At 65.8% G+C, this 21550-nt stretch carries 22 protein-coding genes; 9 read left to right on the top strand and 13 right to left on the bottom strand.

Annotated elements, in window-relative coordinates; all coding sequences use genetic code 11:
• Positions 1 to 38: 38 nt before the first annotated feature.
• Together ACLP4W_RS12135 and ACLP4W_RS12130 are read right to left on the bottom strand one after the other, a co-directional pair.
• Complete coding sequence (locus tag ACLP4W_RS12135; protein WP_442386364.1) at positions 39 to 1628, bottom strand: AMP-binding protein; 1590 nt, start codon at positions 1626 to 1628, stop codon at positions 39 to 41.
• On the bottom strand, positions 1625 to 2527 hold the full coding sequence (locus tag ACLP4W_RS12130) for an SDR family NAD(P)-dependent oxidoreductase (RefSeq protein WP_442386379.1): 903 nt from the start codon (positions 2525 to 2527) through the stop codon (positions 1625 to 1627). Before ACLP4W_RS12130 ends, ACLP4W_RS12135 begins: the two co-directional genes overlap by 4 nt.
• Before the next feature lie 290 nt (positions 2528 to 2817).
• Between ACLP4W_RS12130 and ACLP4W_RS12125 the strand changes: the two genes are divergently transcribed.
• Positions 2818 to 3588, top strand: coding sequence for a cutinase family protein (locus ACLP4W_RS12125; protein ID WP_442386363.1), 771 nt, complete (start codon positions 2818 to 2820; stop codon positions 3586 to 3588).
• Between the two features lie 9 nt (positions 3589 to 3597).
• Here the strand turns inward: ACLP4W_RS12125 and ACLP4W_RS12120 are convergent, their stop codons facing one another.
• The 3 genes from ACLP4W_RS12120 to ACLP4W_RS12110 all read right to left on the bottom strand — a co-directional run bounded on the left by ACLP4W_RS12120 (position 3598) and on the right by ACLP4W_RS12110 (position 7323).
• Complete coding sequence (locus ACLP4W_RS12120; RefSeq protein WP_442386378.1) at positions 3598 to 4962, bottom strand: aldehyde dehydrogenase family protein; 1365 nt, start codon at positions 4960 to 4962, stop codon at positions 3598 to 3600.
• A 35-nt stretch (positions 4963 to 4997) separates the two neighbouring features.
• The gene (locus ACLP4W_RS12115; protein ID WP_442386362.1) at positions 4998 to 6104 is read right to left on the bottom strand and encodes a phenazine antibiotic biosynthesis protein; all 1107 of its coding nucleotides are present in this window, start codon (positions 6102 to 6104) and stop codon (positions 4998 to 5000) included.
• Between the two features lie 256 nt (positions 6105 to 6360).
• A complete protein-coding gene (locus ACLP4W_RS12110) occupies positions 6361 to 7323 on the bottom strand; it encodes an oxygenase MpaB family protein (RefSeq protein WP_442386361.1) in 963 nt (320 codons plus the stop codon).
• Positions 7324 to 7446: 123 nt separating this feature from the next.
• Here ACLP4W_RS12110 and ACLP4W_RS12105 point away from each other — a divergent pair, with 123 nt between their 5' ends.
• The 3 genes from ACLP4W_RS12105 (at position 7447) to ACLP4W_RS12095 (ending at position 10362) form a co-directional block, all read left to right on the top strand.
• Positions 7447 to 8052 (top strand): TetR/AcrR family transcriptional regulator, encoded by a 606-nt coding sequence (locus ACLP4W_RS12105; protein WP_442386360.1) that lies wholly within the window; start codon positions 7447 to 7449, stop codon positions 8050 to 8052.
• 41 nt (positions 8053 to 8093) lie between these two features.
• Positions 8094 to 9479, top strand: a complete 1386-nt coding sequence (locus ACLP4W_RS12100; RefSeq protein WP_442386359.1) for an adenylate/guanylate cyclase domain-containing protein — start codon at positions 8094 to 8096, stop codon at positions 9477 to 9479.
• 136 nt (positions 9480 to 9615) lie between these two features.
• On the top strand, positions 9616 to 10362 hold the full coding sequence (locus tag ACLP4W_RS12095) for a methyltransferase domain-containing protein (protein WP_442386358.1): 747 nt from the start codon (positions 9616 to 9618) through the stop codon (positions 10360 to 10362).
• Positions 10363 to 10365: 3 nt separating this feature from the next.
• Here ACLP4W_RS12095 and ACLP4W_RS12090 read toward each other — a convergent pair whose 3' ends face one another.
• The 3 genes from ACLP4W_RS12090 to ACLP4W_RS12080 form a co-directional block, all read right to left on the bottom strand.
• A complete protein-coding gene (locus tag ACLP4W_RS12090) occupies positions 10366 to 11172 on the bottom strand; it encodes an SDR family NAD(P)-dependent oxidoreductase (RefSeq protein WP_442386357.1) in 807 nt (268 codons plus the stop codon).
• A 2-nt stretch (positions 11173 to 11174) separates the two neighbouring features.
• Positions 11175 to 11642 (bottom strand): SRPBCC family protein, encoded by a 468-nt coding sequence (locus ACLP4W_RS12085; protein WP_442386356.1) that lies wholly within the window; start codon positions 11640 to 11642, stop codon positions 11175 to 11177.
• A 322-nt stretch (positions 11643 to 11964) separates the two neighbouring features.
• A complete protein-coding gene (locus ACLP4W_RS12080) occupies positions 11965 to 12657 on the bottom strand; it encodes an SDR family oxidoreductase (protein WP_442386355.1) in 693 nt (230 codons plus the stop codon).
• 85 nt (positions 12658 to 12742) lie between these two features.
• Here ACLP4W_RS12080 and ACLP4W_RS12075 point away from each other — a divergent pair, with 85 nt between their 5' ends.
• Positions 12743 to 13342, top strand: a complete 600-nt coding sequence (locus tag ACLP4W_RS12075; RefSeq protein ID WP_442386354.1) for a CGNR zinc finger domain-containing protein — start codon at positions 12743 to 12745, stop codon at positions 13340 to 13342.
• Positions 13343 to 13476: 134 nt separating this feature from the next.
• Here ACLP4W_RS12075 and ACLP4W_RS12070 read toward each other — a convergent pair whose 3' ends face one another.
• Both ACLP4W_RS12070 and ACLP4W_RS12065 read right to left on the bottom strand, forming a co-directional pair.
• Complete coding sequence (locus ACLP4W_RS12070; RefSeq protein WP_442386353.1) at positions 13477 to 13641, bottom strand: hypothetical protein; 165 nt, start codon at positions 13639 to 13641, stop codon at positions 13477 to 13479.
• Between the two features lie 165 nt (positions 13642 to 13806).
• Complete coding sequence (locus ACLP4W_RS12065; RefSeq protein ID WP_442386352.1) at positions 13807 to 14646, bottom strand: SDR family oxidoreductase; 840 nt, start codon at positions 14644 to 14646, stop codon at positions 13807 to 13809.
• Positions 14647 to 14750: 104 nt separating this feature from the next.
• Between ACLP4W_RS12065 and ACLP4W_RS12060 the strand changes: the two genes are divergently transcribed.
• Complete coding sequence (locus ACLP4W_RS12060) at positions 14751 to 15374, top strand: PaaI family thioesterase (protein WP_442386351.1); 624 nt, start codon at positions 14751 to 14753, stop codon at positions 15372 to 15374.
• A gap of 129 nt (positions 15375 to 15503) precedes the next feature.
• Here ACLP4W_RS12060 and ACLP4W_RS12055 read toward each other — a convergent pair whose 3' ends face one another.
• The 3 genes from ACLP4W_RS12055 to ACLP4W_RS12045 form a co-directional block, all read right to left on the bottom strand.
• The gene (locus tag ACLP4W_RS12055) at positions 15504 to 16268 is read right to left on the bottom strand and encodes a DUF2127 domain-containing protein (RefSeq protein WP_442386350.1); all 765 of its coding nucleotides are present in this window, start codon (positions 16266 to 16268) and stop codon (positions 15504 to 15506) included.
• A gap of 101 nt (positions 16269 to 16369) precedes the next feature.
• Entirely contained in the window at positions 16370 to 17758 is a 1389-nt protein-coding gene (locus ACLP4W_RS12050) for an MmgE/PrpD family protein (RefSeq protein WP_442386377.1), read from the bottom strand.
• A gap of 143 nt (positions 17759 to 17901) precedes the next feature.
• Positions 17902 to 18762 (bottom strand): helix-turn-helix domain-containing protein, encoded by an 861-nt coding sequence (locus ACLP4W_RS12045; RefSeq protein WP_442386349.1) that lies wholly within the window; start codon positions 18760 to 18762, stop codon positions 17902 to 17904.
• Between the two features lie 125 nt (positions 18763 to 18887).
• Between ACLP4W_RS12045 and ACLP4W_RS12040 the strand changes: the two genes are divergently transcribed.
• From ACLP4W_RS12040 to ACLP4W_RS12030, 3 genes are read left to right on the top strand one after another with little or no spacing between them, the layout of a single operon-like run.
• The gene (locus ACLP4W_RS12040) at positions 18888 to 19940 is read left to right on the top strand and encodes a zinc-binding dehydrogenase (RefSeq protein WP_442386348.1); all 1053 of its coding nucleotides are present in this window, start codon (positions 18888 to 18890) and stop codon (positions 19938 to 19940) included.
• Positions 19937 to 20350 carry a nuclear transport factor 2 family protein gene (locus tag ACLP4W_RS12035; protein WP_442386347.1) on the top strand — a complete coding sequence of 138 codons (414 nt, stop codon included), beginning with the start codon at positions 19937 to 19939 and terminating at the stop codon, positions 20348 to 20350. The genes ACLP4W_RS12040 and ACLP4W_RS12035 overlap by 4 nt, the downstream gene beginning before the upstream one ends.
• Before the next feature lie 19 nt (positions 20351 to 20369).
• Positions 20370 to 21188, top strand: a complete 819-nt coding sequence (locus ACLP4W_RS12030; protein WP_442386346.1) for an SDR family NAD(P)-dependent oxidoreductase — start codon at positions 20370 to 20372, stop codon at positions 21186 to 21188.
• Positions 21189 to 21550: the final 362 nt, after the last annotated feature.

Below are 21550 nucleotides of genomic sequence, written 5' to 3'. Positions count from 1 at the left end.
CCTCTGGTAATGGTCGGCGCGGCCGGGCGGCCATGCCCTCAGACCGACAGCTCTTTGCGCACGACCTTGCCCGCGGGGTTGCGGGGAATGCTGTCGACGATCTGGATGTCTCTGGGCTCCTCGAAGCGAGAGACTTTGTCCTTCAGATACTCTCGTAAAGTCGGCACTTCGATCTCGCTCCCCGACTGCAAGACCACGAACGCGGCCAGCCGATGACCGAATCGCTCGTCGGGAACACCGATGACCGCGTTGTCGGCGACGTCGGGATGTTCGGCGAGTGCGTTTTCGACCGCGCGCGGATAGACGTTCTCACCGCCGGAAATGATCATGTCGTCTTCGCGACCGACGATGAATAGCCGGCCGGCATCGTCGAGATAGCCCATGTCGCCCGTGCTGGTCATACCGTCGACGACGGCTTTGGCCTCCCCAACATCCGAGCCGCCCGTGTAACCCTCACTCGCCAGCTCGCCGCCGACGAAGATGCGCCCGGTGACGCGCGGACCGACCGGTCTGTCCTTTTTGTCGAAGATGCATACCGGGCAGCCGGCCACCGGTTTTCCGACGGTTTCGTGAGCGTCCCGCAGGTCTGCCGGTGTCGCCAGGGCGCCGATACCGACTTCGGTGGAGCCGTAGCCGTTGTAGAGGACGTCGCCGTAGGCATCCATGAACCGTTGCCCGAGGCTGGGATCGAGCCGGTCGCCGCTGGATATCACTACTCGCAGGGACGGCAACGGGTTTCGCGCCCGCACGCGTTTGGGTAGGTCGAGGATGCGCGCGAGCACGACCGGCACCGCCGTGAACGCGTCGGCGCGATGCAGCGATGCCTGCGCGAGCGCGGCCTCGGCGTCGAAATGGCGATGGGTGAGTACCGTGCCGCCGAGGGCCACCGTAAGCATCAGCATGCCCAGCCCCAGCCCGTGAAACATCGGCATCGCCACCGAGATTCGCGAGCCGGCACGCAACCGGGTGCGATCAAGAATTGTCACCCAGACGCCCACCGCCGAACGCAGCTGCGGTGTGCGCGGCACACCCTTCGGCTTGCCGGTGGTGCCCGAGGTGAGCAGGACGATCCGGCCGGGTGCGGTCACGCCGGGTCGCGGATCACCCTCGTGTGCAATGACCTTCGCCGGGTCGAGGAGGGCGACCGATTCGTCAGCGGCGCGCACCCGCGCGGCGAATTCGTTGTCGGCGACCATCGTCGTGATCTGGTGTGCGCTCAACGCGGCCGCCAGCGCGTCGATGCGGAAATCCGTGTTGACGAGCACGACGTCGGCGCCCACCAAGGCGACGGCGAAGACGGCCTTGACGAAGCCCCGTCCATTGCGGCACATGACCCCCACGGCTTGACCGGGTCCAACGCCACCGTCGGACAACTCACGGGCCAGGGATTCGGTCGCCAACAGCAGCTCGCGATAGCCGAGGGCGCCGTCATCGTCGATTATCGCCGCCCGGTGTGGCCACCGGGTCGCCGTGACCGCCAACAGGGTGTAGGGGTTCGTACCGCCCCGGCGCGCCTCCCGAATGAGCCGGAACCCCGCGACCGGGGAAGGCGGACTGAGCAATCCGGACCGGAGCAACGCCCGGGCCGCGGTGGCGAGCACGCCATCCTCGGACACAAAAGCGGTCATCGTTGGGCCTCGTGGCGCTCGGAATCGGCGAAAAAGCGCCGGTGCCATAACCGGGCCGCGCGATCGGCGGGCCCGGCCAGCAGCACCGAGGCCAGCTCGGCCGGCCACACCCAGGGCGGTTCGTTGGTGCGGGGCCGCTCGATGACCGCCTTGGCGATCGCGTCGGCGGCTTCGTCCGCGGACAAGCCGGGGAGTCGAGCCAGGATCGGCGTGGGCGCGATCATGCGGGTGCGGACCAGCGCGAAGTAGACCGCTGTGACGTCCACCCCGTCGGCGTGCAGCTCCGGTGCCACGCTGCGCAGCCAGCGATCGAAAGCCCCCTTGGAGGCCTGGTAGGCGCCCCATTGCGGACCGGGCACGACACGCACGCCGACACTGGAAACGTTCACGATGTGGCCGCCGCCGTTTGCGCGCATGGCCGGCAGCAGCCCCAGTAGCAGCCAGATCGGTCCCAGGTAATTGATGTCGATCGTGCGCTGAAAGTCATGCGGACGGTCGTACTGGCGATGCAGCGAGCGACGCAACGATTTGCCGGCGTTGCTCACCACGATGTCGACCGGGCCGTGGTTCTCGGTGACCTGCTTCGTCAGCGCGCTGACGGCGGACTCATCGGTTAGATCGGTCGGGTAGGCGAAAGCGTGGCCGCCGCCTGCGTTGATCGACGCCGCAAGGTCGTCGAGCCTTTCCGCCGACCGGGCGACAACCAGCACGGTGGCTCCCGCGGCGGCCATTTTGCGGGCGGTCGCCTCGCCGATTCCGTAAGACGCGCCGGTCACCAGCACGATCTTGCCGGAAGCGGCGCTGCGCAGCTTGTCGGGATCCGACACCCGTGCGGGATTGGCGAATCGGTCGGTAGCCGCTGCCAAGGGCTGCTTAAAGGCCTGTGGTATCACGTTCACCTTGACTGCCGCATTCACTTTCGAATTGCACGCCGCAAGTGCGGCTCTGGCTTTGTCGCGCGCCTCGACTCGGGCTACAGCTAGCAGACCACATCGGAGTCCCCGCCCGCGCTCCGGCGCGGCGTCGTCGGCGCGCCACCACCCGCGGGTACCGACGTCGGGGCCCCCAGACAGTCGCGCGACACGCGACAAGATACGAAGTGTCATGGCGCGCGGGCATTTAACGAGCGTGCAATAATTGCCAGGAAAATCACTGTTTAGCCAACCTTATACTCGGGCACAATTTGCACATGACCGCTCGACACATCGCTCGTTTCCTTGGTCCTGCAGTAGTCGCGGCCTCGGGCCTCAGCGGCTGCGTCCTTGCCTCTGCTGTCCCGTCCGCCTCCGCCGAGCCGTGCCCCGACGTGCAGGTGGTGTTCGCCCGCGGTACCGGTGAGCCTCCCGGTGTTGGCCCGACCGGACAGGCATTCGTCGACGACCTGCGCTCGCGCGTCGGAGCACATTCGTTCGACGTATATCCGGTGAACTACCCCGCCAGCAACGAGTGGGACACCGGCCTCGACGGCATCAGAGACGCGGGCGCTCATGTCGTTTCGATGGCCAAGGACTGCCCCAACACCAAGATGGTGCTCGGCGGATATTCTCAGGGCGCGGCCGTGATGGGCTTCGTCACCTCGGCTGCCATCCCGGATGGCGTCGATCCTGCGACCGTACCCAAACCGATGGACCCCGACGTTGCTAACCACGTCACCTCGGTCGTCCTCTTCGGGATGCCAAACGGCCGGGCGATGAACTTCCTCGGCGAGCCGCCGGTCGCGATCGGCCCGCTGTATCAGCAGAAGACCATCAAGGTGTGCGCTGCCGAGGACCCGGTTTGCTCTGACGGGATGAATTTCGCCGCGCACGACACGTACGCAGACGACGGGGCGATGATCGACCGGGGAGCGACTTTTGCGGCCGGTCGTCTTGACAACGGTCCCAACGGTCCCAACGGTCCCAGCGGTCCCGGTGCTCCACCGACGGTCGTCGCGGCTCCAAGCGGAGGCTTCGGCGACTGAGCGCTCTTGTCAGTCCCTGATGAAGCCCTTGTTGCGCATCAGCACGTCCGCCAGGAACCCGTCATGTGGGATTTGCGGTGCTGCGTAATGGGTCGGGTGGTGGCCGCAGTAGACGTTGGTGACCGTCGGTTCGGCCAGCAGGTCGTCGATCAGCTCCTCGTCGCCGGTGATCGCGGTAACGACCAGCGAATGCCGCAGCGGCTCCATGCCGGCTTCGCGCGACCATGACGACACCCACACGCACGGAAACGGCAACTCGATGTTGAGCTTGTCGGTGCTGGGCGCGGTCATCAGGTGCACAGCCGGCCGCAGCGCGGCACAGCTACCGCCCAGGGTGGCGACCACCTGATCGGCACCGAGCACCGGCGTCGTTCCCGCGGCCTTTACCTCCAGATACTTCGCCAGCGCCTCCGCCTTCTCGACCGGCTGAGTGGGCAGGATGGCTCGCTCGTCCTCGATGGGGAACGGCTGGATCGCCGCCAACCGCTCGGCGATCGCCTGCGCCAAGGGGGCGGGGTCACCCTCGTAGAGCACCGCGGTGGTGTTGACGCACGCCATCCCACCCAGGTTGGCAATCGAGTCGACGACGAGGCCCAGGTAGTCCCGCCAGTCTTGGTCGGCCGTGATCAGGATCTTGGCGCGGCCGGGTCCGCTCACCATCACCGTCGGATCGTTGGCGTACTTGTCGACCACGTCCTGACCGCCGTACACCATGGCAAGGTCGGCCGACCGGATGATCTCGTCGGCGCCCGCATGGTCGGTCGGCAGGTAAGCCGCATCCTCAGGACGAAATCCCGACTGGCGCAGGGCCTTTACCAGCCGGTGCGCAGTCAGCGGCTCGCGGCGCGACGGACGCACCGCCACCCGGTAGCCCAGCGCGAGCGCCTGCGGCCAGAGGCCGTGCACGCCCGGGCCGTTTCCGGCCGCATGCACCGCGAACACCTCACCGCGCCGCACCCACACCGCACTGCCGTCGCGGGTGCGCTCCTCGCGCCAGCCGAGCGCGGCGCCCGTGGGCCGAGCCGGCCGCACCGCATCGAATGCTGAGGCGACGGCGTCGGCCACGCCGCGCGCCCCGGCGCGGGTGACCGCGATGGGCAGCCCCGAAATCCGGCTGGCCAGGCGCACATAGCTTTCGAAGTCCAGTCCTGCGATGACGGCGTTCGCGAAGACATCGGCCGCATCGGCCAGCGCTGCCTGGCGCTGCGCAACCGGCAGCGGCCGGACGTGGCGCTGTGCGTCGATGGTGCGCGAAACATACAGCGGCGGGACGATACTGAGGTCGGCGAGAGCAATACCGCCGGTACTCATGATGACTTCGCGGTTGCGGGTGCGGTACTCGCCGCCGACGCCGAGTGCATCGATACACACCAAATCGGCTGTAACACTTGGTCGCTCGCGTCCCATATTCAGTACACGCCTTCGATGACGGCCTCGCCCTCGAAGGTGGTCACGGGCCGCACCGCACTGACCGAATCGCTGAGTTGCCCTGCCGGACCGGGCATCCGGATTGCCAAATCGCGCTCCAGGTTGTTCGGTATGAACATTCCCCTGCTGATGTGGTTCATCACCACCCGGCCCTGGCGTTCGTACGGCACCCTTTCTCCGGTGTCGGGATCGACCACCCAGAACGCGACATAGGGTGTCCGCGGGTCGAAGACGAACGAGCCGTCATCGGTGGTTCGGGTGACCGCCTGCGAAAGCACCATCGTGCTGCCGAAGGCCATGGTGATCGTCGTCGCCGGGAAGATTTCCCGAAGCAGGTCGAGGGTGTCGGCATCCACGTGCGCACCGCTGAGCAGCAGGTAGCGGATCTTCTTGTTTACCAATTCAACCACGTGGTCATTGCGGGCGATGGCCTCCAGCAGTGGCGGAGTGGTGTGCAAATTCGCCACATTCTGCGTCTGGAGAATGTGCACGCCCTGGTCGAGGACGTGGTCGACGTAGGCCGCGACGTCCGTGGCGACATTGCGGGCTGCGACCTTTTTGACCCAGCGGGGATCGATGTCGATCGGGTGGAACACCGAGCCAAGGCGCTCGGAGACCAAGCGGGAGAAGTAGCCGACACCATGGGGGCCGCTCGGCATCAGGCACAGGAAGCCGTGATCCCGCACAAAGCCACCGGTCGCGAAGTCTTCGGTTTGCCATTCGACAACCTGCGCGACCCAATCCGGCATCTGCACGGTCCGTTTCGGAGCCCCGGTGGTGCCGCCGGATTCGAATATCTGGGGCAGCGGCGCAGGTGATCCATAACCGCGGGGAATGAGATCCTCCACCGGCACAGCGCGCAATTCATTGACGAGGTTGGGAAACAGGCCCAGATCCGCGAAGGTGTTGACGTCGGTCATCGGGTTGAAATCCAGTGTCCGGGCAGTGCGCAACCAGAACGGGGAACCGGTGTCCTCACCGAAGTGCCAGGCCATCGCCGCGCGTAGGTAGGCCTCGGGGTCGTCAACTGGCACCGACCTGGGAACGTCCAAGAGCGAAAAATCGACCGAGGAATCAACGGAGGCCATGCACCGATCCTGTCACAGGACCGGCCCGACAACCGTGCTGCGGGGTGCCGGGCATACAACGACTGAACGTTGTCTTATTCCGCGGCGAATTCTTTGTGGCTAACCGGTTTTCAGCGAGACGGCTAACCACCGATTTTCGCGCCCGACTACCCCTACGAGTCCTCCTACGACGCGGTCCAAGGTTCGAGCGGACGACGCTCAGCGCCGCCGACCGGGAGAAGCTCGCCCACGGCAACGCCGAACGGCTGCTGCGGATTTAAGCGGCGGCACGGTTGTGGAGCCGGCGCGGGTCGACGCCCGCGCGGCGCCACGCCCTGGCCGCCCAGGGGGTGTAGACGAACCAGAGGGGCAGCCGGTTGATGAGCGGATTCAGCGCGCGCATGACGGCGGCGAACCGCTGGAATCGCTTCTCCTTCTTGGCATCCCACTCCAGCTGGCAAACGTCGCGCATCTGCGGGGGCAGGGTTCCGACCAGGACCAGGCGGGTGTAGGCGTTGAGCGGAGCGGACAAGATCTTCCAGATCGGCTTGGGCACCCAACGTGGGCCCGGTATGCCTTTCCTGATGTAGCCGGTGCCGTACAGGACGGTCTTGTGCGGGACGAACCGGTCGAGCATCTCGTCCCAATAGGCGACGAATTCGTCATAGGTCTGCGGCTGGCCGCGGTCGCTGACCCCGTAGAGGCTGTACCAGATCCTGCCCTCGTTGAAGATCTGCTCCCTTTCCGCGCGGGACAACCGGCGGATGAACGTGTCCGTGGTGTAGAGGACCTGGTCGACGAAAGTGGCGTGCGCCCAATAGAACAACTCGGGATTGAGCGCGTGATACCTCGAGCCGTCGCTGACGGTGCCCTTGATCGGCTTGTGGAAATCCCGCACCTTGCGGCCCCACGCGTGCGGGTCCTCGGAGTAGACGGTTTTCATCAGGGGCGGTGCGGTTCGCTTGGCCCGGCCCAGGGTGTCGCTGAAAATCACCGAGTGATCGAGCACGCCCTGGGCGAGCTGCTCGATGCAGTTCTCGACGCCGGCGGTGCGCTGGAACCCGAAAAATTGCGTGCGGTGGTCCCCGTAGAACTTCCATATCAGGGACTCGGGCCCCAGCCGCGGCGAGGCGCCCGCGATTTCTGGGTCGTCGACGGGCATCGGCACCGCTTCGCGAACACCGCTGTCGAAGCGGGCACCCGCGGTCGGCCCGGCCAACCGGTCGTGCTGGGCGGTCATGCCATCTCCTCGCGACACACTCAGTTGGTGAAGCAATGACACAAAGCAGTATCTTTGTTCCAAGGTAGCAAGGGGTTAGGTGCGTCCGCAAAGCAGGTGGAGTTGGATACGACGGGGCCAATCATGAAGTCCGAGATGGGCTCCGACGTGCGCATTAACGGGACCGCGTCGACCGCCGATCTCGACGACACCATCCTGGACACCGCGCGAACCGTCTTCGAAACCTACGGCGTTCGCCGGGCGAATATCGAGGACGTCGCGGTCCGCGCCGGGGTGAGCCGCAGCACCATTTACCGACGCTTTCCGACCAAGGATGAGTTGTTCGAACGCGTGGTGCGCCGCGAGGCCGAACTCTTCTTCAAGACGCTGGACCAGGCCACCACCGGATGTGATCCGCGAGAGGCCGTGATCGAGGCGTTCGCGCTCGGGGTGCGCCTTGTCCAAGACTCGCCGCTGTATTCCCGGATCGCGGAAAGCGAGCCCGAGCTGTTCGGCATGTTCTCGCGATCGCACGTCTTCCCGATCGGCCAATTCGCCGATGGCATCGCCCATACCCTGCGGCGATGCGGGGCTGACATCCCCGAGCAGGACCTGGCCAACATCGCCGACATCCTGCTGCGTGTCGCGCTCGGCATCATCGTGTTTCCCACCGACCGCCTCGACACGTCGGACCACGCGGCCGCTCGCGACTACGCGTCCCGCTATCTGGTCCCGATCATCGGCCGCTAGCGCGTGCCCGATCTGTCGGTGAGCTGCTTTAGCCTGGAGCCGTGGCTGGGCTTTCTGGGGTTCTGAGGACCCGGTACGCCAGTTGCAGCGAGATCGACATCGCCTACCAGGTCTTCGGCGATGGCCCGATCGACCTGCTCGTGCTGCCGGGGCCATTAATCCCGATCGACTGCGTCGACCTCGAGCCGTCGATGTACCGCTTCCATCGACGTCTGGCGTCCTTTGCCCGGGTGATCCGGTTCGACCAGCGCGGGATCGGCCTGTCGTCGCGGGTCCCCTCGGTGGACATGATCGGGCCGAAGTCGTGGGCGCAGGACGCCATCGCGGTCTTGGACGCGGTCGGATGCGAGCGCGCGACGATTTTCGCCCCCGGTTTCACATCGTTGGCCGGACTCGTTCTCGCGGCCGATTTCCCCGAGCGGATAAGCAACCTGGTGATCTTCAACGGCGCGGCACGGACGCTTCGTGCTGACGACTACCCGATCGGCACCGAGGTGGACACCACCGATCCCTTCACGACGGTCGGGATCGAGCCGGATGCCGTCGAGCGGGGCTTCGACGTCCTCAGCATCATCGCTCCCGCGGTAGCCGACGACGACGCGTTTCGCGCGTGGTGGGATCACGCGGGCAACCGGGCCGCGTCACCCAGCATGGCCCGTGCCTTCATCAAGAAGATCCGAGACGCCGATGTCCGCGACACACTAGACCGCGTGTCCGTGCCGACGCTGATCCTGCATCGCGACAACCCGGACTTCAGCCCGGTCGGCCATGGCCTCTACCTCGCCGAGCGCATCGCCGGATCGCGCTTCGTCGAGCTTCCGGGCGAAGACGCGCTGTACTGGGTTGGCGACACCGCGCCGATGCTCGACGAGATCGAGGAGTTCATTACCGGCGTGCGGGGCGGTTCCGATGCCGAGCGCCTGCTCACGACGATCGTGTTCACCGACATCGTCAGCTCCACCGAGCGGGCCGCACTGCTCGGTGATGACCGGTGGCGCGACCTGCTGGACAACCATGACAGCATCGTTCGCCACCAACTCCAGCGATTCGGTGGGCGGGAAGTCAACACCGCCGGTGACGGGTTCGTCGCGACGTTCAGCAGCCCCAGCGCAGCGCTGGCGTGCGCCGACGAAATCGTCGACGCGGTCAAAGTGCTCGGCATCGAGGTGCGGGTGGGCATTCACGCGGGCGAGGTCGAGGTGCGCGGCACCTTAAAGAGCGATGTCGCGGGCATGGCGGTGCACATCGGTGCGCGGGTGGCGGCGCTGGCTGGACCCAGCGAGGTACTGGTGTCCTCGACGGTGCGCGACATTGTCACCGGATCGCGACACAGGTTCGCCGACCGCGGCGAGAGCGCCCTCAAAGGCGTGCCGGGTGAGTGGCGCCTGTACGCCCTGGTACGCGAGCACGCCGCCGTCAGGCGGTAACGAACCCCACATCCTCGACACGGTCGAGGCCCCCGGGGACGGCGTAGGCTGCCAAGGGACTCGTCGGAGCCAGGGCGCGCGAAACTCCCACTCCGATTTCTGGCTTACAGCTTGGTATTTGATCGAAGGAGTACGTGTGACCGACGTGCACATCTCGCTGCCTCCCGCGTTGCGCCGGGCGCTGGATCTGCTTGCTGATCCACCGGCGGACCCGGACGTGAGCAAGGGCTATCTCGATCTGCTCGGCACTGAACCGGCCGCAGACGAAGCTCTGCCGAAGAACACCGGCCCGATCCAGGCGGCGTGGGCATCACCGATCGGGTCGATGCTCTACGACAACGCCCAAGCCCTTTCGCGCCGCCTGATCAGCGCATGGCAGCTGCCCCTCGAGTGGTTGGACATCCCGGCGGGCGGAGTGGCACTGGACGTCGGCTCGGGTCCAGGCAACGTCACCGCGTCGCTGGCACGCGCGGCCGGCCCGGACGGACTGGCCCTGGGCGTCGACATCTCCGAGCCCATGCTGGCACGCGCCGTCCGCAATGAAGCGGGACCGCAGGTCGGCTTCATCAGGGCGGATGCTCAACGACTTCCGCTGCGCGACGACACCGTCGACGCCGTGGTCTCGACCGCCGTGTTGCAACTGGTTCCGAACCCGGCCGCCGCCCTCGCCGAGATCGCACGGGTATTACGACCGGGCGGAAGGCTGGCCATCATGGTCCCCACCGTCGGGCGGGCCGCCCAGTTTTGGCAGAAGCTGCCGAATGTCGGAGCGCACGTGTTCGACGACGACGAAATCGGCGACACCCTGGAAAACAACGGATTCGTCAGCGTCCGGGTCAAGAACTACGGCACGTTTCAGTGGGTCCGCGGCAAAAACGGCTGAGTCCTACGCGCGTTTCATGGCCGGGTGGTTTCGTGCCAGCACCGGCAATAGCAGCTCGGGCGGCGCTACCCGGAAAAAGGCCGACGCGACCCGGTTGACACGACCAGGGACGACGACAGCCTTTCCGGCCGCCAGACCGTCGATTCCGGCCTGCGCCACCTTTTCGGCGGGAATCCACATGACCCGCGGCAGGGCCGCGTCGGCTTCCTCCTTGGTGAACCCGGCCGCCTCGCCGAATCCGGTGTCAACCGGCCCCGGACACAGCGCGGTCACGCTGACCCCGGTGCCGCGCAGCTCACCGCGCAGGCTGTGGGTGTAGGACAGCACGAACGCCTTGGCAGCTCCATACGCCGCCTGGCCCGGCACGGGACCGAACGCGGCCATCGACGCCACGTTCAGCACGGCGCCCCGACGACGGTCGACCATTCCCGGCAGGAACCTGCTGCACAGGTCGACCACCGCGGCCACATCGACCTCGACCAGGTTAAGTTCTTGCTCCGGAACCGATTTCGCGACGAGCCCGAGCGTGGACAGCCCGGCGTTGTTGATCAGGATGTCCGGAACCAGGCCGAGCGCCGCTATGCCGTCGGGCAGACCCGCTCGGGCGGTTCGATCAGACAGGTCGGCGGGTAGCGGGTGCGCTTGCGGGCCCAACCGTTCGGCGAGCTCTTTGAGGCGATCGGCGCTGCGGGCGACCAGCACCACCTGGTATCCGCGCCGGGCGAGTATCTCGGCGAACTGTTCGCCGATGCCCGACGAAGCGCCGGTGACGATGGCGGCACGGTCGCTACCCGGTGGTGGGAGAGCCATAGCTACGACCCTCCATCGGAGGCCTGTGCGAGCACTGCAAGCCGGTCCATCGACTCGCGCAACATGTCGGGCGTCGTCGAACGAGCCCTCTCCAGCCGGGTCCTGTCTGTCAGCGCGGTCCAGTCGTAGGTGTGGGTCACGCTGGTGAGTGTGGCGTTAACCGGGTTGAGCTCCCAGCGCCAGAGGTGGCCGGGCGGCTGCTTTCTGGGTTCCGCTGGAAGCCAGGCGATCTTGGCGCCCTCGATGAATTCCACGACGTGGTTCTCCCGCACAGCACCACTGGTCAACGTCGTTTTGAAGACGTCACCGACCCGGTGGACGCGCTGACCCGGAGCGGACGAGGCGAGGTTGTTGTTGCCGTCCCAACTCGGCTGGCGGGACGGGTCGGCGATCAGTTCGAAAATCCGATCGGCGCTGGCCGAGATCACGCGGGTGGCGCTCACAATGCGTTCCTGGGGTTCAGGTTCCATGTCGCTATCCAAACACGTCGCCCGAGGGGTGCGCCTAATCGCGCCGCGCCGGTACGGATGTGACCTTGGGCCGACGTGCTGAGGACCTTTGACCGTCGAAGCGTGCTCTGATGGCTGCGATCGTGGTCTTCACCGGGGTAACCCGGTGGTCTGTCCGATATGCGGCAAGCCCATTTTTGGGTGAGGCCCCCACGGCCTGCTTGACCCACCGTCTGAAGACGGGGATCTGCCTTCGGACAGACCTCTACAACTTGTCGGAGATAGCGGCCGAGGTGCCGGCGACAACGTGGTCGCCGGCACCTCGAGCCATCAGGCATGGCGCTTACCCCAGTCGAAGTGCCTCGACCGGTCCGGACAGCGCCGCTTTGACATAGCGGGTGTCGTCGTCGGCCAGCACCTCGGCGTCTCCCCGCTCGATGCCGTCGACGATTTCCCGTGCCACCTGGCGGGGATCGTTCTTGGGCACGTCGAAGCCGGATGTCATGTCCGTCTCGGTGTAGCCCAGGTGTACCCCGGTGACCACGGTGCCCTGCTTCTCGAGCTCGATCCGCAGCGAGTTCGTCGCCGACCAGAAAGCCGCCTTGGAGTCACCGTAACCGCCGAAGCCGCCCACCCAGGACAAGACGGAATGGATGTCGACCAGGGCTCCGCCACCGTTGTCGGCGAGGATCGGCGCGAACGCCTTGGCGACCCGAAGCGCACCGAAGTAATTTGTCTCGAACACCGCCCGCACTTCCTCGATGTCGCTGCTGAGCAACTTCGGAGCACCAAGGATACCGGCATTGTTGACGACGATGTCAGCATCGGACGCCGTAATAGCCAGCGCCGCAACCGAATCCGGCTTGGTGACGTCCAGTTCGACGCTCACCACACGAGGGTCGTGGCTGGGCCTGGGCGCCCGCGCTGTGGCGTACACCTTGGCCGCACCCCGCTCCAACAACTCCTCCACGACGGCTTTGCCGAGTCCGCGCTGGCCGCCGGTAACCACGACCGTCGACCCTTTGACATTAACCATGATGCGCTCCCAATGACGTAGGTGAAATAGTTTTGTATCTGTCAACATAATTGACTGCCGTGACATAGTCAAGTATTATTTGAATATGTCATCGTCATGGTCCGCGTCACAGCGGTATCAGCTGGCCCCGGCACCCGGCGGCTTGGGGTTGGTCCAGGACTTCCTCAATACGACGGGTATCGAGGGGTACGGACCGGACCTGCTGGCCGATACCGCGCTCGCCCGTGATTGGGCCGCGGGCGCGGTGCGCACGTGGTCGGCATTGCGCGGCCTGGACGTGCAGTCGCCGCCGCTCGACGATGCGGATGTAGCGAAGCTTCGCTCCCTGCGCGACACAATCGCGAAGTTGGTCGCGGGCGAACCACCGACCGGGCGAAGGGCGGACGCCATTTCCGCGTCTTTTGCGCTGTCGAAGACGGGCGACGTACGGCTGGAACCCGCCGGTACCGGCTGGCGTTGGCTGGCCTCCGCGCTCTGGGGAGAGATTCTGCTCAGCCAGCAGGACGGCACTTGGCGGCGGATCAAGCGGTGTCACAACCACCAGTGCGCGTCGACGTTCTACGACCGCTCGAAGAACAACAGCGGGGTATGGCACAACGTGAAGACGTGCGGCAACGCTGCGAACTTGCGCGCTTCCCGGGCCCGTCGACGCGAGCGTGACCGCGCGGCACAAAACTCAGGCTAACCCAGCCAGCGCCTCGGCGTCTGAAAGCCGCCGCGACGACCCAGTTCCTTTGTGCGCCCGCGCAATCGGCGCGCTTTCGCAGTGTTTCGCGCGGCGGCAGGTGATGATTGCCGCCTGGCTGCCGCGCAGCGCCATCAGCAGCGCTCGGCACCCCTGGGCATGAGCCGCGGGTCAGAGACCACTCGGCGCGGCTTGCTTTTCAGCACGGCCTGCAACGCATCGCACGCGCGCGCCTTGATCGGGGTAACTACGTCGAGGTTGGCAGGGCCCTGGCTGATCCAGTCCGAAAGTGTTTCCACAGTTTCAATCCCTTGTCCGTTCGGCCGGTGAGCCGACTCAATGAATTGCACCGCGGTTGTTTTGCGCGGGTACAGCGACGCGGTAAACGTCACGAAAATCGATGCTGTGACGTCGGGCACAATCGAGTCGCTATGTCCGCCTCGTCACATCCCGCGGTCACGGCACTATGCTCTGAACCGGCGCAGATAACCGACCAGCCGGTGCGCCGGGACCGCCTTCGGCCAGTCGTCGGCCCGGAAGTACGCATCGGTGCCGCCATCGACGAACACTACACTGCCGCAAAGGAAGTCGGCCGAATCCGACAGCATGAAACACATCCAGTCGGCCATATGCGCAGCGTCGCCGAAGCCACCGACCGGAATCGGGAACGACCGGACCGCCTTGGCCTGTCTCGGGTCAGACAGCTGTTCTTGCAGTAGCGGCGTCATGACGGCGCCAGGCGCGAGGGCATTCAAGCGCACACCGGAACCCGCCCACTCCGGCAGCACCGCATGCCGCCGCACCCAACGGCTGACGGCGATTTTCGATGCCGCATACATCATCGTCGGGGCGGCTGGGCCCAGCAGCCGCACCGACCGCACCGCCTTGTCGGCGTCATGCGCGAGCAACGCGCGCACGGTTCGTCCCGGCACCGCGGGCACCGTCGTCGAAGAGTTGCTCGAAACGACGACGACTTTGGCACGCTCGGCCGCGGCCAATGCCGGTCGCAACGCGACGAGCAGGTCAACGACCCCGAGATAGTTGACCTGAGCGATCTGGCGGGGCCGATCCCGACCCGGGCTCGGCCCCAGGCCGGCGGCCAGCACCGCACCGTCGAGCTTGCCACCCGAGGCCGCCAGGACGCCGTCGGCGGCCTCTTCGCGTCCGTGCGTCGTCGACAGGTCCGCGATGATGTCGGCGTCTTTGACGTCGACACCGATCACGGTGTGCCCGTCACCCCGAAGCCGGCGCGCGGTCTCGCGGCCCATCCCGGAGGCCGATCCGCTGATCGCATAGGTGCCCATCAAATCTCCGTTCCTTGTGCCGCAGTATCCGCCAACGGTCGGGCCCCGGGGGCTTATCCGACGTGCCGGTCTGCGCGCCATCGACGCACTGTTAGGTTGCCTACATGTCCGACCAAGAGCTCTGCATCGACCACCGCCGGCTCGGATCGGTGTACGGGCCGCTGGCCGAATCGATCCGCCGACTCATCGATGTCAGCATCCGCACCGAAGCCGATCCGGCTGTGGTCGCGGCGGCGAAATCCAAAATCGACGGTATCGCAGACGAACTGAGCGACACGCTGCACCCGGGGTCCTTCGGCGTGCAGTTGACGCCCGACGGCGAGACCATCGCATGGGGCAACGTCGTAATCGGATTGCGCAACCCGGTGGCACCACCCCTGGTCATGCATCACGAACCCGACGGGCTGGTGTGGTCCGAATTCGTTCTCGGCGCGGCGTACGAAGGTCCGCCGGAGCACGTCCATGGGGGTGTGTGCGCCCTGATCCTCGACCATGTGCTGGGTGCCACGGCCCATCGGCCCGGCAGGCCCGCCTATACGGGCACTCTTACCTTGCGTTACCGGCGCCGCACACAACTCGGACGGCCGTTGCGCGCGCAGGCTCATGTCGAGCGCACCGAAGGGGTCAAGACGTTCGCCGTCGGCCACCTCGCCGACGAGGACGGCGTCACCGTTGAAGCCGAGGGCGTTTTCATCCACCCCAAGCCTGACGATCAACGCGACACTTAAACGTCGCCGTGTGTGCAGTCCCGGGAGTCAGCCTGGCGGAGCCGCAGGTGCAGCCACTGGATGCCGGGCAAGCGACAATGCGCGCGTTATCGATCATGCCGACGATCCATCCGCTTTCGTGCTACAGGGTCAGGTCGTTGTGGCGGCTCGCTCGACATCGAGAAGCTGCTCACCCCGTCGCTCCTCGTCGTAGGCCTTGCGGCCACCCCGCAAACCGAACAGCCGCTTCGAGATCAGCAAATAGACCACGGCGGCCATATTGATCGTGAAGGTGACCAACCGGGTCATCGTGATGCCCTTGGTCAGGTCATGGATCTCCAACGGCAGGAAGACCGAGGTGGCCACCACCGCGAAATACTCGCCCCAGCGCTTCAGCAACCACAAGCCGACGCCTTCGACGACCTCCAGCAGCGCGTAGGCCGCCAGCATCAAGGTCAGCAGGGCCAACGTCGATGGTCTGGCTGCCAGCGCCTTTTCGAGCTCGTGGACCGCCGTCATCTGATCGACCTTGAATCCGGCGGCGCGAAAGATCGGCAGGTCGCGGTCGAGGGTGGCTTGGATTGCGCCGCGCGCGCCCCGAAACTTCCACACCGCATAAGCCGCGAGTCCGATCACCCCCGCTCGGAGCAAGCGCTCGACCGCGAGAATGCGGATGATGAAGGCCTGGCGTAAAGCCTTGCCGCGCATGATCATCGGCGCGTCCTCGGCGGAGCCACGCCGATGCGGCTCGCCTACGATGAATTCGCCGCAGCGCAGGCAACGCCACACTTCACCCAACCCGGTGGTGCCGCTGAGCCGGTCAGCGAGTGCCTCCTCGTCGGGCGCATAAGTCACGTGTCCCGCGAATGCGCAGGTGACCAACTCCCACCGGTTGATGCCGCGATCTTTGTGCATGGCCGCCTGCGCTCCTTTGACACTGGGACGTGCCGATCATTCAGTGCGGGCTGCGAATTACGCAAGAGGACGCGCACACCGCGATCGAAAGCGGTCTGATGTCAAAAGCGCGCCTTGCTGCGCGGACGTTGGGCGGTGGAACTCACCGCGCCAAGCAGGCCCGCGAGCTCGGTGACGTGGATCTCGTCCAGGTGGTCGACCGCGGCGACGATGTCATCGCGCAGCGCTCCGTCGCAGAAGGGTTCAGCGAGCCAATGGAACTTGTTGACGACGCGTTCCCAGGACATCGGCCGGGTGGGTGATCCCTCGTAATCGGACTGCTCGCGGCAGAATTCCCGCCCGTCGCGGGTAACCAGGTGCACGCGGGCCGCCGTGCGTCGGGGATAGTCCGCGGTCAGGTCGGCCGCGGGCTTGACGTCGACCCGCGCCAACAAGTCCTGGACATCGCTGCGTAGAACCCGTTCGGTCTCAAGCTGTTCGGGACCCACCCCACCGTCAAGTAATGCAACCGCAGTCAGGTATTTGAGGTTGTAGTCGGCCTGCTCCTTGGTCAGCGGATGTTCCTTGTCGCCGTAAGCTCCCCCGCCGGCGAAGTCATACGCCCCCTGAAAGACCTCGAGGTTCACGTGCGCGACGTCGTCGCCCCTTAGGTTGTTGTCGCCACGAATCGCCAGGACCGCGTCAATGATGACCTGCCCGTGGATAAGTGAGCAGTACTGCTTCAGGTAGGTCTGCTCGACGCAGGCGAGTCCTCGGTCGGCGGTGTGGAAATCAATTGGCTGATCGAAGAGCTGCACCAAGCCGTGCGGACCCTCGAACAATGACTTGGGCCCGGTGACGCCGCGGCCGGCCAACATCGTCGCGTACACCGCACGCATGCCGGTGATGGCCGGCGAAATGCCCTTCCAATTCGAAACCGGTTCAGCGTGCACGGCCGCGAGGGACACATTGTCAGCCGCGGCCGCCGCGATGGCGTTAGCGATGCGCTCGGCATCCAGCCCAAGTAGCTTCGCCGACCCCGCTGCGACCGACATCGCCAGTTGCAGAGCATGATTGAGCCCGCGCGCCATGACGGGAACCTGCGCGCTGAACCGGCATTGGATCTCGTAGGCGACCGCAAGGGCCAACAGGAAATCCGCTCCGCCGGCGTTGACGTGCTCGGCTACGGCCAGGATCGCACCGAAGTTGTCTGCGGGATGGCACAGTCCTCCCACCGTCAGATAGGTGTCGAGAAGATCGGGATAGCGCACCAGGACCGCGTTGAAAAACGCGGCCTGATCCACCGATGCGCGCCCGCCTCCGACGAGGGTTGCCGTGCGGACCCCGCTGAACTGGTCGGTGTGTTCGCGAATCGTCGCAATGAGCTCACCGTCCAGGGAGCCTACGGCGCAGGCAACGCTGTCCAGCACGTTGCGTTTCAGCAACGCCCGGGGGCGCCCGCTCAGGTCCGCCGGCACAGCGCCGACGACGAAGCCGGCAAGATCGTCCACAACGTAGTTAGCCGCCATGACTTTTGTCCTTCCGTCGACACCTCCCACCCAAGCGCCACAGCGACCTGCCGTCCAGGAGCAACCTCTTACCAGTGCTCGATCGAAGTTCCTACCGCAGGTCGTGATCCACCGCCGGTGCGCGGCTAGACGGCGCGACCCACCGCTTGCTGCTGCGCGTTTGATATCGCCGCCGTTTCGTCGGTGAGCCTTTTTCCAATGACCCGAATTCTCCGCGAGCTGAGCGGGCACAGCGGATGCACGGCCACCATCAGGGCGACTTGGTGCCGATGGTCGAAAACCGGTGCGGCGATGGTGACCACGGGCTGTTTGCGGCGACCGGGGTTGTCGTCGGAGAGAAAGCCGATGGTGGTGAACTCGACGAGTAACTGGTCCAGGATGTGCCGCACGGGAGTCGGCATCTCGTCGCTATCCAGCGTGCCGACCGCCTGGACGGCCTGTGCGAGCGCGGGCGTCGTCCAGTCGACGTCGAAACCACGCTCGCGCGTGCGCTCCAAAACACGTTCGAGACGTTGAATGCGATTGGCGTTGTTGCCCGCACCGCGGCGGATCCACGCCCGTTGCTCCTCCTCGGTGTCCCAGGCGGCAAGTGCGACACCGAACGGCGGAGCGTAGGGGATGCGATCACCCGGTATTCCCGCCGGCTGGGTGACCGGGTCGCCCTCGAAGGCGGTGACCACCAACGAATCACCGAATCGCTCGACCACGGAGCCGGCATAGCCGAACTCGCGGGAGAGTCGCAGCGCCGCGGAACGAGCGGCATGCGCGACTGGGCGGGCGGTGTCGTTCCGCGCGGCCACCAGGGACAGCGCGGGGCCGAGGGAGAAAGTCTTCTCGACGGGATCGCGGCTGGCCCATCCGCGGTCACACAGTGTCTTCAGGATCGCGTGCGCCGTCGCTTGAGTGAGGTCCAGCTCGCGCACGATGTCGGAGAATCGCAGCCGCGCATGCGTGGACCGTGCCAGAAGCTCGACAACGTCGAGCACCCGGGAAGTCGGTGCTGACGTCGATCCGCGAATAGCTTGACTCCTTTGCGGCGGGGTTCATACAGTTGAGCCGATCATTCGAGATTTTATATCGATTATTCGAGAAAATAAATGGGGCTGACGCATTGCGCGCTGTTGTGTTGAGGGACGGCCGGCTACAGGTCCGCGAGACTCCGGATCCCGCGCCCGGACCGGGTGAACTGCTGCTGCGCACCCTGAGCACCGCGATATGTGCGTCGGACGTGCACTTCATGGACCACCCGGAACTGGCCGTCGACGATCCGACCGGTCGCTCGCTGTATGACGCGGACCGCGACATCGTGCTGGGCCATGAGTTCGTCGGCGAGGTGGTCGGGCACGGACCCGGCTGCAGCGATCAGTTCGCGGTCGGCTCGCGGGTGACGGCGATGCCGCTGCGCCTCGTCGACGGCGGTGCCGGCGGCATGCGGATCATCGGTCAGCACCCGGAAGCCCAGGGGAGTTTCGGTGAGCTGCTGGTGGTTTCGGAGGTCGCGGCCAAACCGGTCTCGGGTGGCGTCTCCAGTGACGCCGTCGCGCTGACCGATGCGTTCGCCGTCGGCGAGTTCTACGTGCGGTCGGCGCGGATGCAACCGGGCGAGATTGCCATCGTCATCGGCGCGGGGGCAATCGGTCTCTCGGCCGTCGCCGCGTTGGCCGGCCGCGGTATCGAACCGATAATCGTGGCCGACTACAAGTCCGACCGCCGCGAGCTGGCCCGTGATCGCTTCGGCGCGCATGTCGTGGTCGATCCCGCCGAGAAGGCGCCGTTCGACACGTTCAGGGAAGTGCGCGCCGAACGTGGATTGCCCGGCCCGGCCGTGGTATTCGAGTGCGTCGGTGCCGCCGGGCTGATCCAGAACGTAGTCGAATCGGCCGAGATGGCCACCCGGATCTACTGCGCGGGCGGCTGGTACACCGGGGACACGCTGAACATCACCACCGCCACCCGCCAAGGCGTCACAATCCAATTCGGCGGGGGACCGCACCCACAGGACTGGTATGGAACGCTCGATGCCATCGCGTCGGGACGGCTCGACCCGCTACCCAGCGTCGGCAAGATCATCAGCCTCGACGAAGTCCCCGACGCCCTCGACCTTGCCCGCAGGTCCGACGGCCCACCGCGCATCGTGGTTCATCCGAACGGAGAAGTCGCATGAGTGAGCGAGATGACCGCCAGGACATCTCCGATCTGTTGGTCCGCTACGCCACCGGCATCGACCGACGCGACTGGCCCTTATTCCGAACGGTGTTCACCGACGACTGCGAACTCGACTATGGCGAGATCGGCGCATGGCAGGGGGCCGACGCCGTGACGGACTTCATGGAGCAGGTTCACGCGATGGCGGGGCACACCATGCACCGGCTGAGCAATCAGGCCATCACCGTCGACGGCGACAATGCCACGGCCCGAACCTACATCGACGGACTGATCATGATGGACGACAACAAATCCGGCGTCAACGCCATCGGTTTCTACGACGACGAGATCGTCCGTACCGACGACGGGTGGCGCATCGCGCGCCGCCGGTACACCCAGGTGCGCCTGATTACGGTCGGCGAGCCGTGAGCGGAGCAGGGGCATGTCTGTGACATTCGCAACCAAGTACGGACCCTGGGCGCTGGTGGCCGGCGCTTCCGACGGTCTGGGCGCCGCGTTCGCCACGGAACTCGCTGAGCGCGGTGTCAACGTCGTGCTGCTGGCCCGCCGGCAGGCGGTGCTGGATCAGGTTGCGGCCGAAATCGAATCCGGGACGTCCGCCCAAACCCGCACGCTCGCCGTCGATCTCACGGATCCGGGCGCGGCGTCGGCGATCGCGGCGGCCACCAGCGATCTCGAGATCGGTTTCGTCGTGTACTGCGCGGGTGCCGACCCGAACTTCAAGCCGTTCCTTGCCAGTCCGATCGAGGCGGCCGAAGCGATGGTGGCCCGCAACTGCATGGTGCCGATGCAGCTGTGCCACCATTTCGCTCCCGCCATGGTCGAGCGCGGCAGCGGCGGAATCGTGATCTTCGGGTCCGGCGCCGGATTGGGAGGCGGACCCAACATGGTGGCCTATGGTGCCTCCAAGGCGTTCGACATGGTCTTCGCCGAAGCGTTATGGGCCGAGCTGCATGACAAAGGTGTCGACGTCCTGGGCCTCATCTTGGGCAAGACCAACACGCCGGCGTTGCGACAACTCGAACACAGCCGCGGCCAGATAGGTTCGATCGACGACGTGCCGCCGGGCGCCGCCGCCGTGGAGGATGTCATCGCGGAGGCGTTCGACAACCTGACTAATGGCCCGACCTGGATGGTGGGCGAAGACCTGCGCGCCGCCGCGCAGATGATGGCTTCGCTGACCCGCAATCAGATCGTCGAACTGTTCACCCAAGCCGCCGCCGTGGCGATGGGTCCCGACGGCTAGCCGGGCGCGCGGCGCGGACATCAGTGCCGAGCGGAACCTTGGACTCCAGTAGCGCGTCGTAGTGGATGACACTCCGCCGAAACCAATCGAGTTATCTCTGGATCCGCGCCCCCGGTGCGTCAACCAAGCGCGCGGCCCGCCTTGCCCGCTGCCCAAGCCGCCGTTACGCCAGCCCAAAACGCCACCACAACGCAATGAAAGGTTTGCCAAAGTTTCAGATCAGCCAACCCAAACTTATGAGATCGCTCTTCGTGCCAGCAAAAACAAGCTCGAGGATTCCTTTACATTGCCGATCCACCACGTTGCTGGAAGGTGAGACGGAAGGGTAGCCTTGGTTAACCAGTTCACCCCGGCCCACGAGC

It is taken from the genome of Mycobacterium sp. (assembly GCF_052145595.1).
GTDB lineage: Bacteria > Actinomycetota > Actinomycetes > Mycobacteriales > Mycobacteriaceae > Mycobacterium.
Note: the sequence above shows the minus strand (reverse complement) of the source record. Positions and strands in the feature narration are given on the sequence as shown.

Excerpts from the sequence above, each read along its gene's own strand:
- ACLP4W_RS12135 (WP_442386364.1), bottom strand. The coding sequence starts at position 1,628 with ATGACCGCTTTTGTGTCCGAGGATGGCGTGCTCGCCACCGCGGCCCGG.
- ACLP4W_RS12125 (WP_442386363.1), top strand. The coding sequence starts at position 2,818 with ATGACCGCTCGACACATCGCTCGTTTCCTTGGTCCTGCAGTAGTCGCG.
- ACLP4W_RS12115 (WP_442386362.1), bottom strand. The coding sequence starts at position 6,104 with ATGGCCTCCGTTGATTCCTCGGTCGATTTTTCGCTCTTGGACGTTCCC.
- ACLP4W_RS12110 (WP_442386361.1), bottom strand. The coding sequence starts at position 7,323 with ATGACCGCCCAGCACGACCGGTTGGCCGGGCCGACCGCGGGTGCCCGC.
- ACLP4W_RS12105 (WP_442386360.1), top strand. The coding sequence starts at position 7,447 with ATGAAGTCCGAGATGGGCTCCGACGTGCGCATTAACGGGACCGCGTCG.
- ACLP4W_RS12090 (WP_442386357.1), bottom strand. The coding sequence starts at position 11,172 with ATGGCTCTCCCACCACCGGGTAGCGACCGTGCCGCCATCGTCACCGGC.
- ACLP4W_RS12085 (WP_442386356.1), bottom strand. The coding sequence starts at position 11,642 with ATGGAACCTGAACCCCAGGAACGCATTGTGAGCGCCACCCGCGTGATC.
- ACLP4W_RS12080 (WP_442386355.1), bottom strand. The coding sequence starts at position 12,657 with ATGGTTAATGTCAAAGGGTCGACGGTCGTGGTTACCGGCGGCCAGCGC.
- ACLP4W_RS12075 (WP_442386354.1), top strand. The coding sequence starts at position 12,743 with ATGTCATCGTCATGGTCCGCGTCACAGCGGTATCAGCTGGCCCCGGCA.
- ACLP4W_RS12065 (WP_442386352.1), bottom strand. The coding sequence starts at position 14,646 with ATGGGCACCTATGCGATCAGCGGATCGGCCTCCGGGATGGGCCGCGAG.
- ACLP4W_RS12060 (WP_442386351.1), top strand. The coding sequence starts at position 14,751 with ATGTCCGACCAAGAGCTCTGCATCGACCACCGCCGGCTCGGATCGGTG.
- ACLP4W_RS12055 (WP_442386350.1), bottom strand. The coding sequence starts at position 16,268 with ATGCACAAAGATCGCGGCATCAACCGGTGGGAGTTGGTCACCTGCGCA.
- ACLP4W_RS12035 (WP_442386347.1), top strand. The coding sequence starts at position 19,937 with ATGAGTGAGCGAGATGACCGCCAGGACATCTCCGATCTGTTGGTCCGC.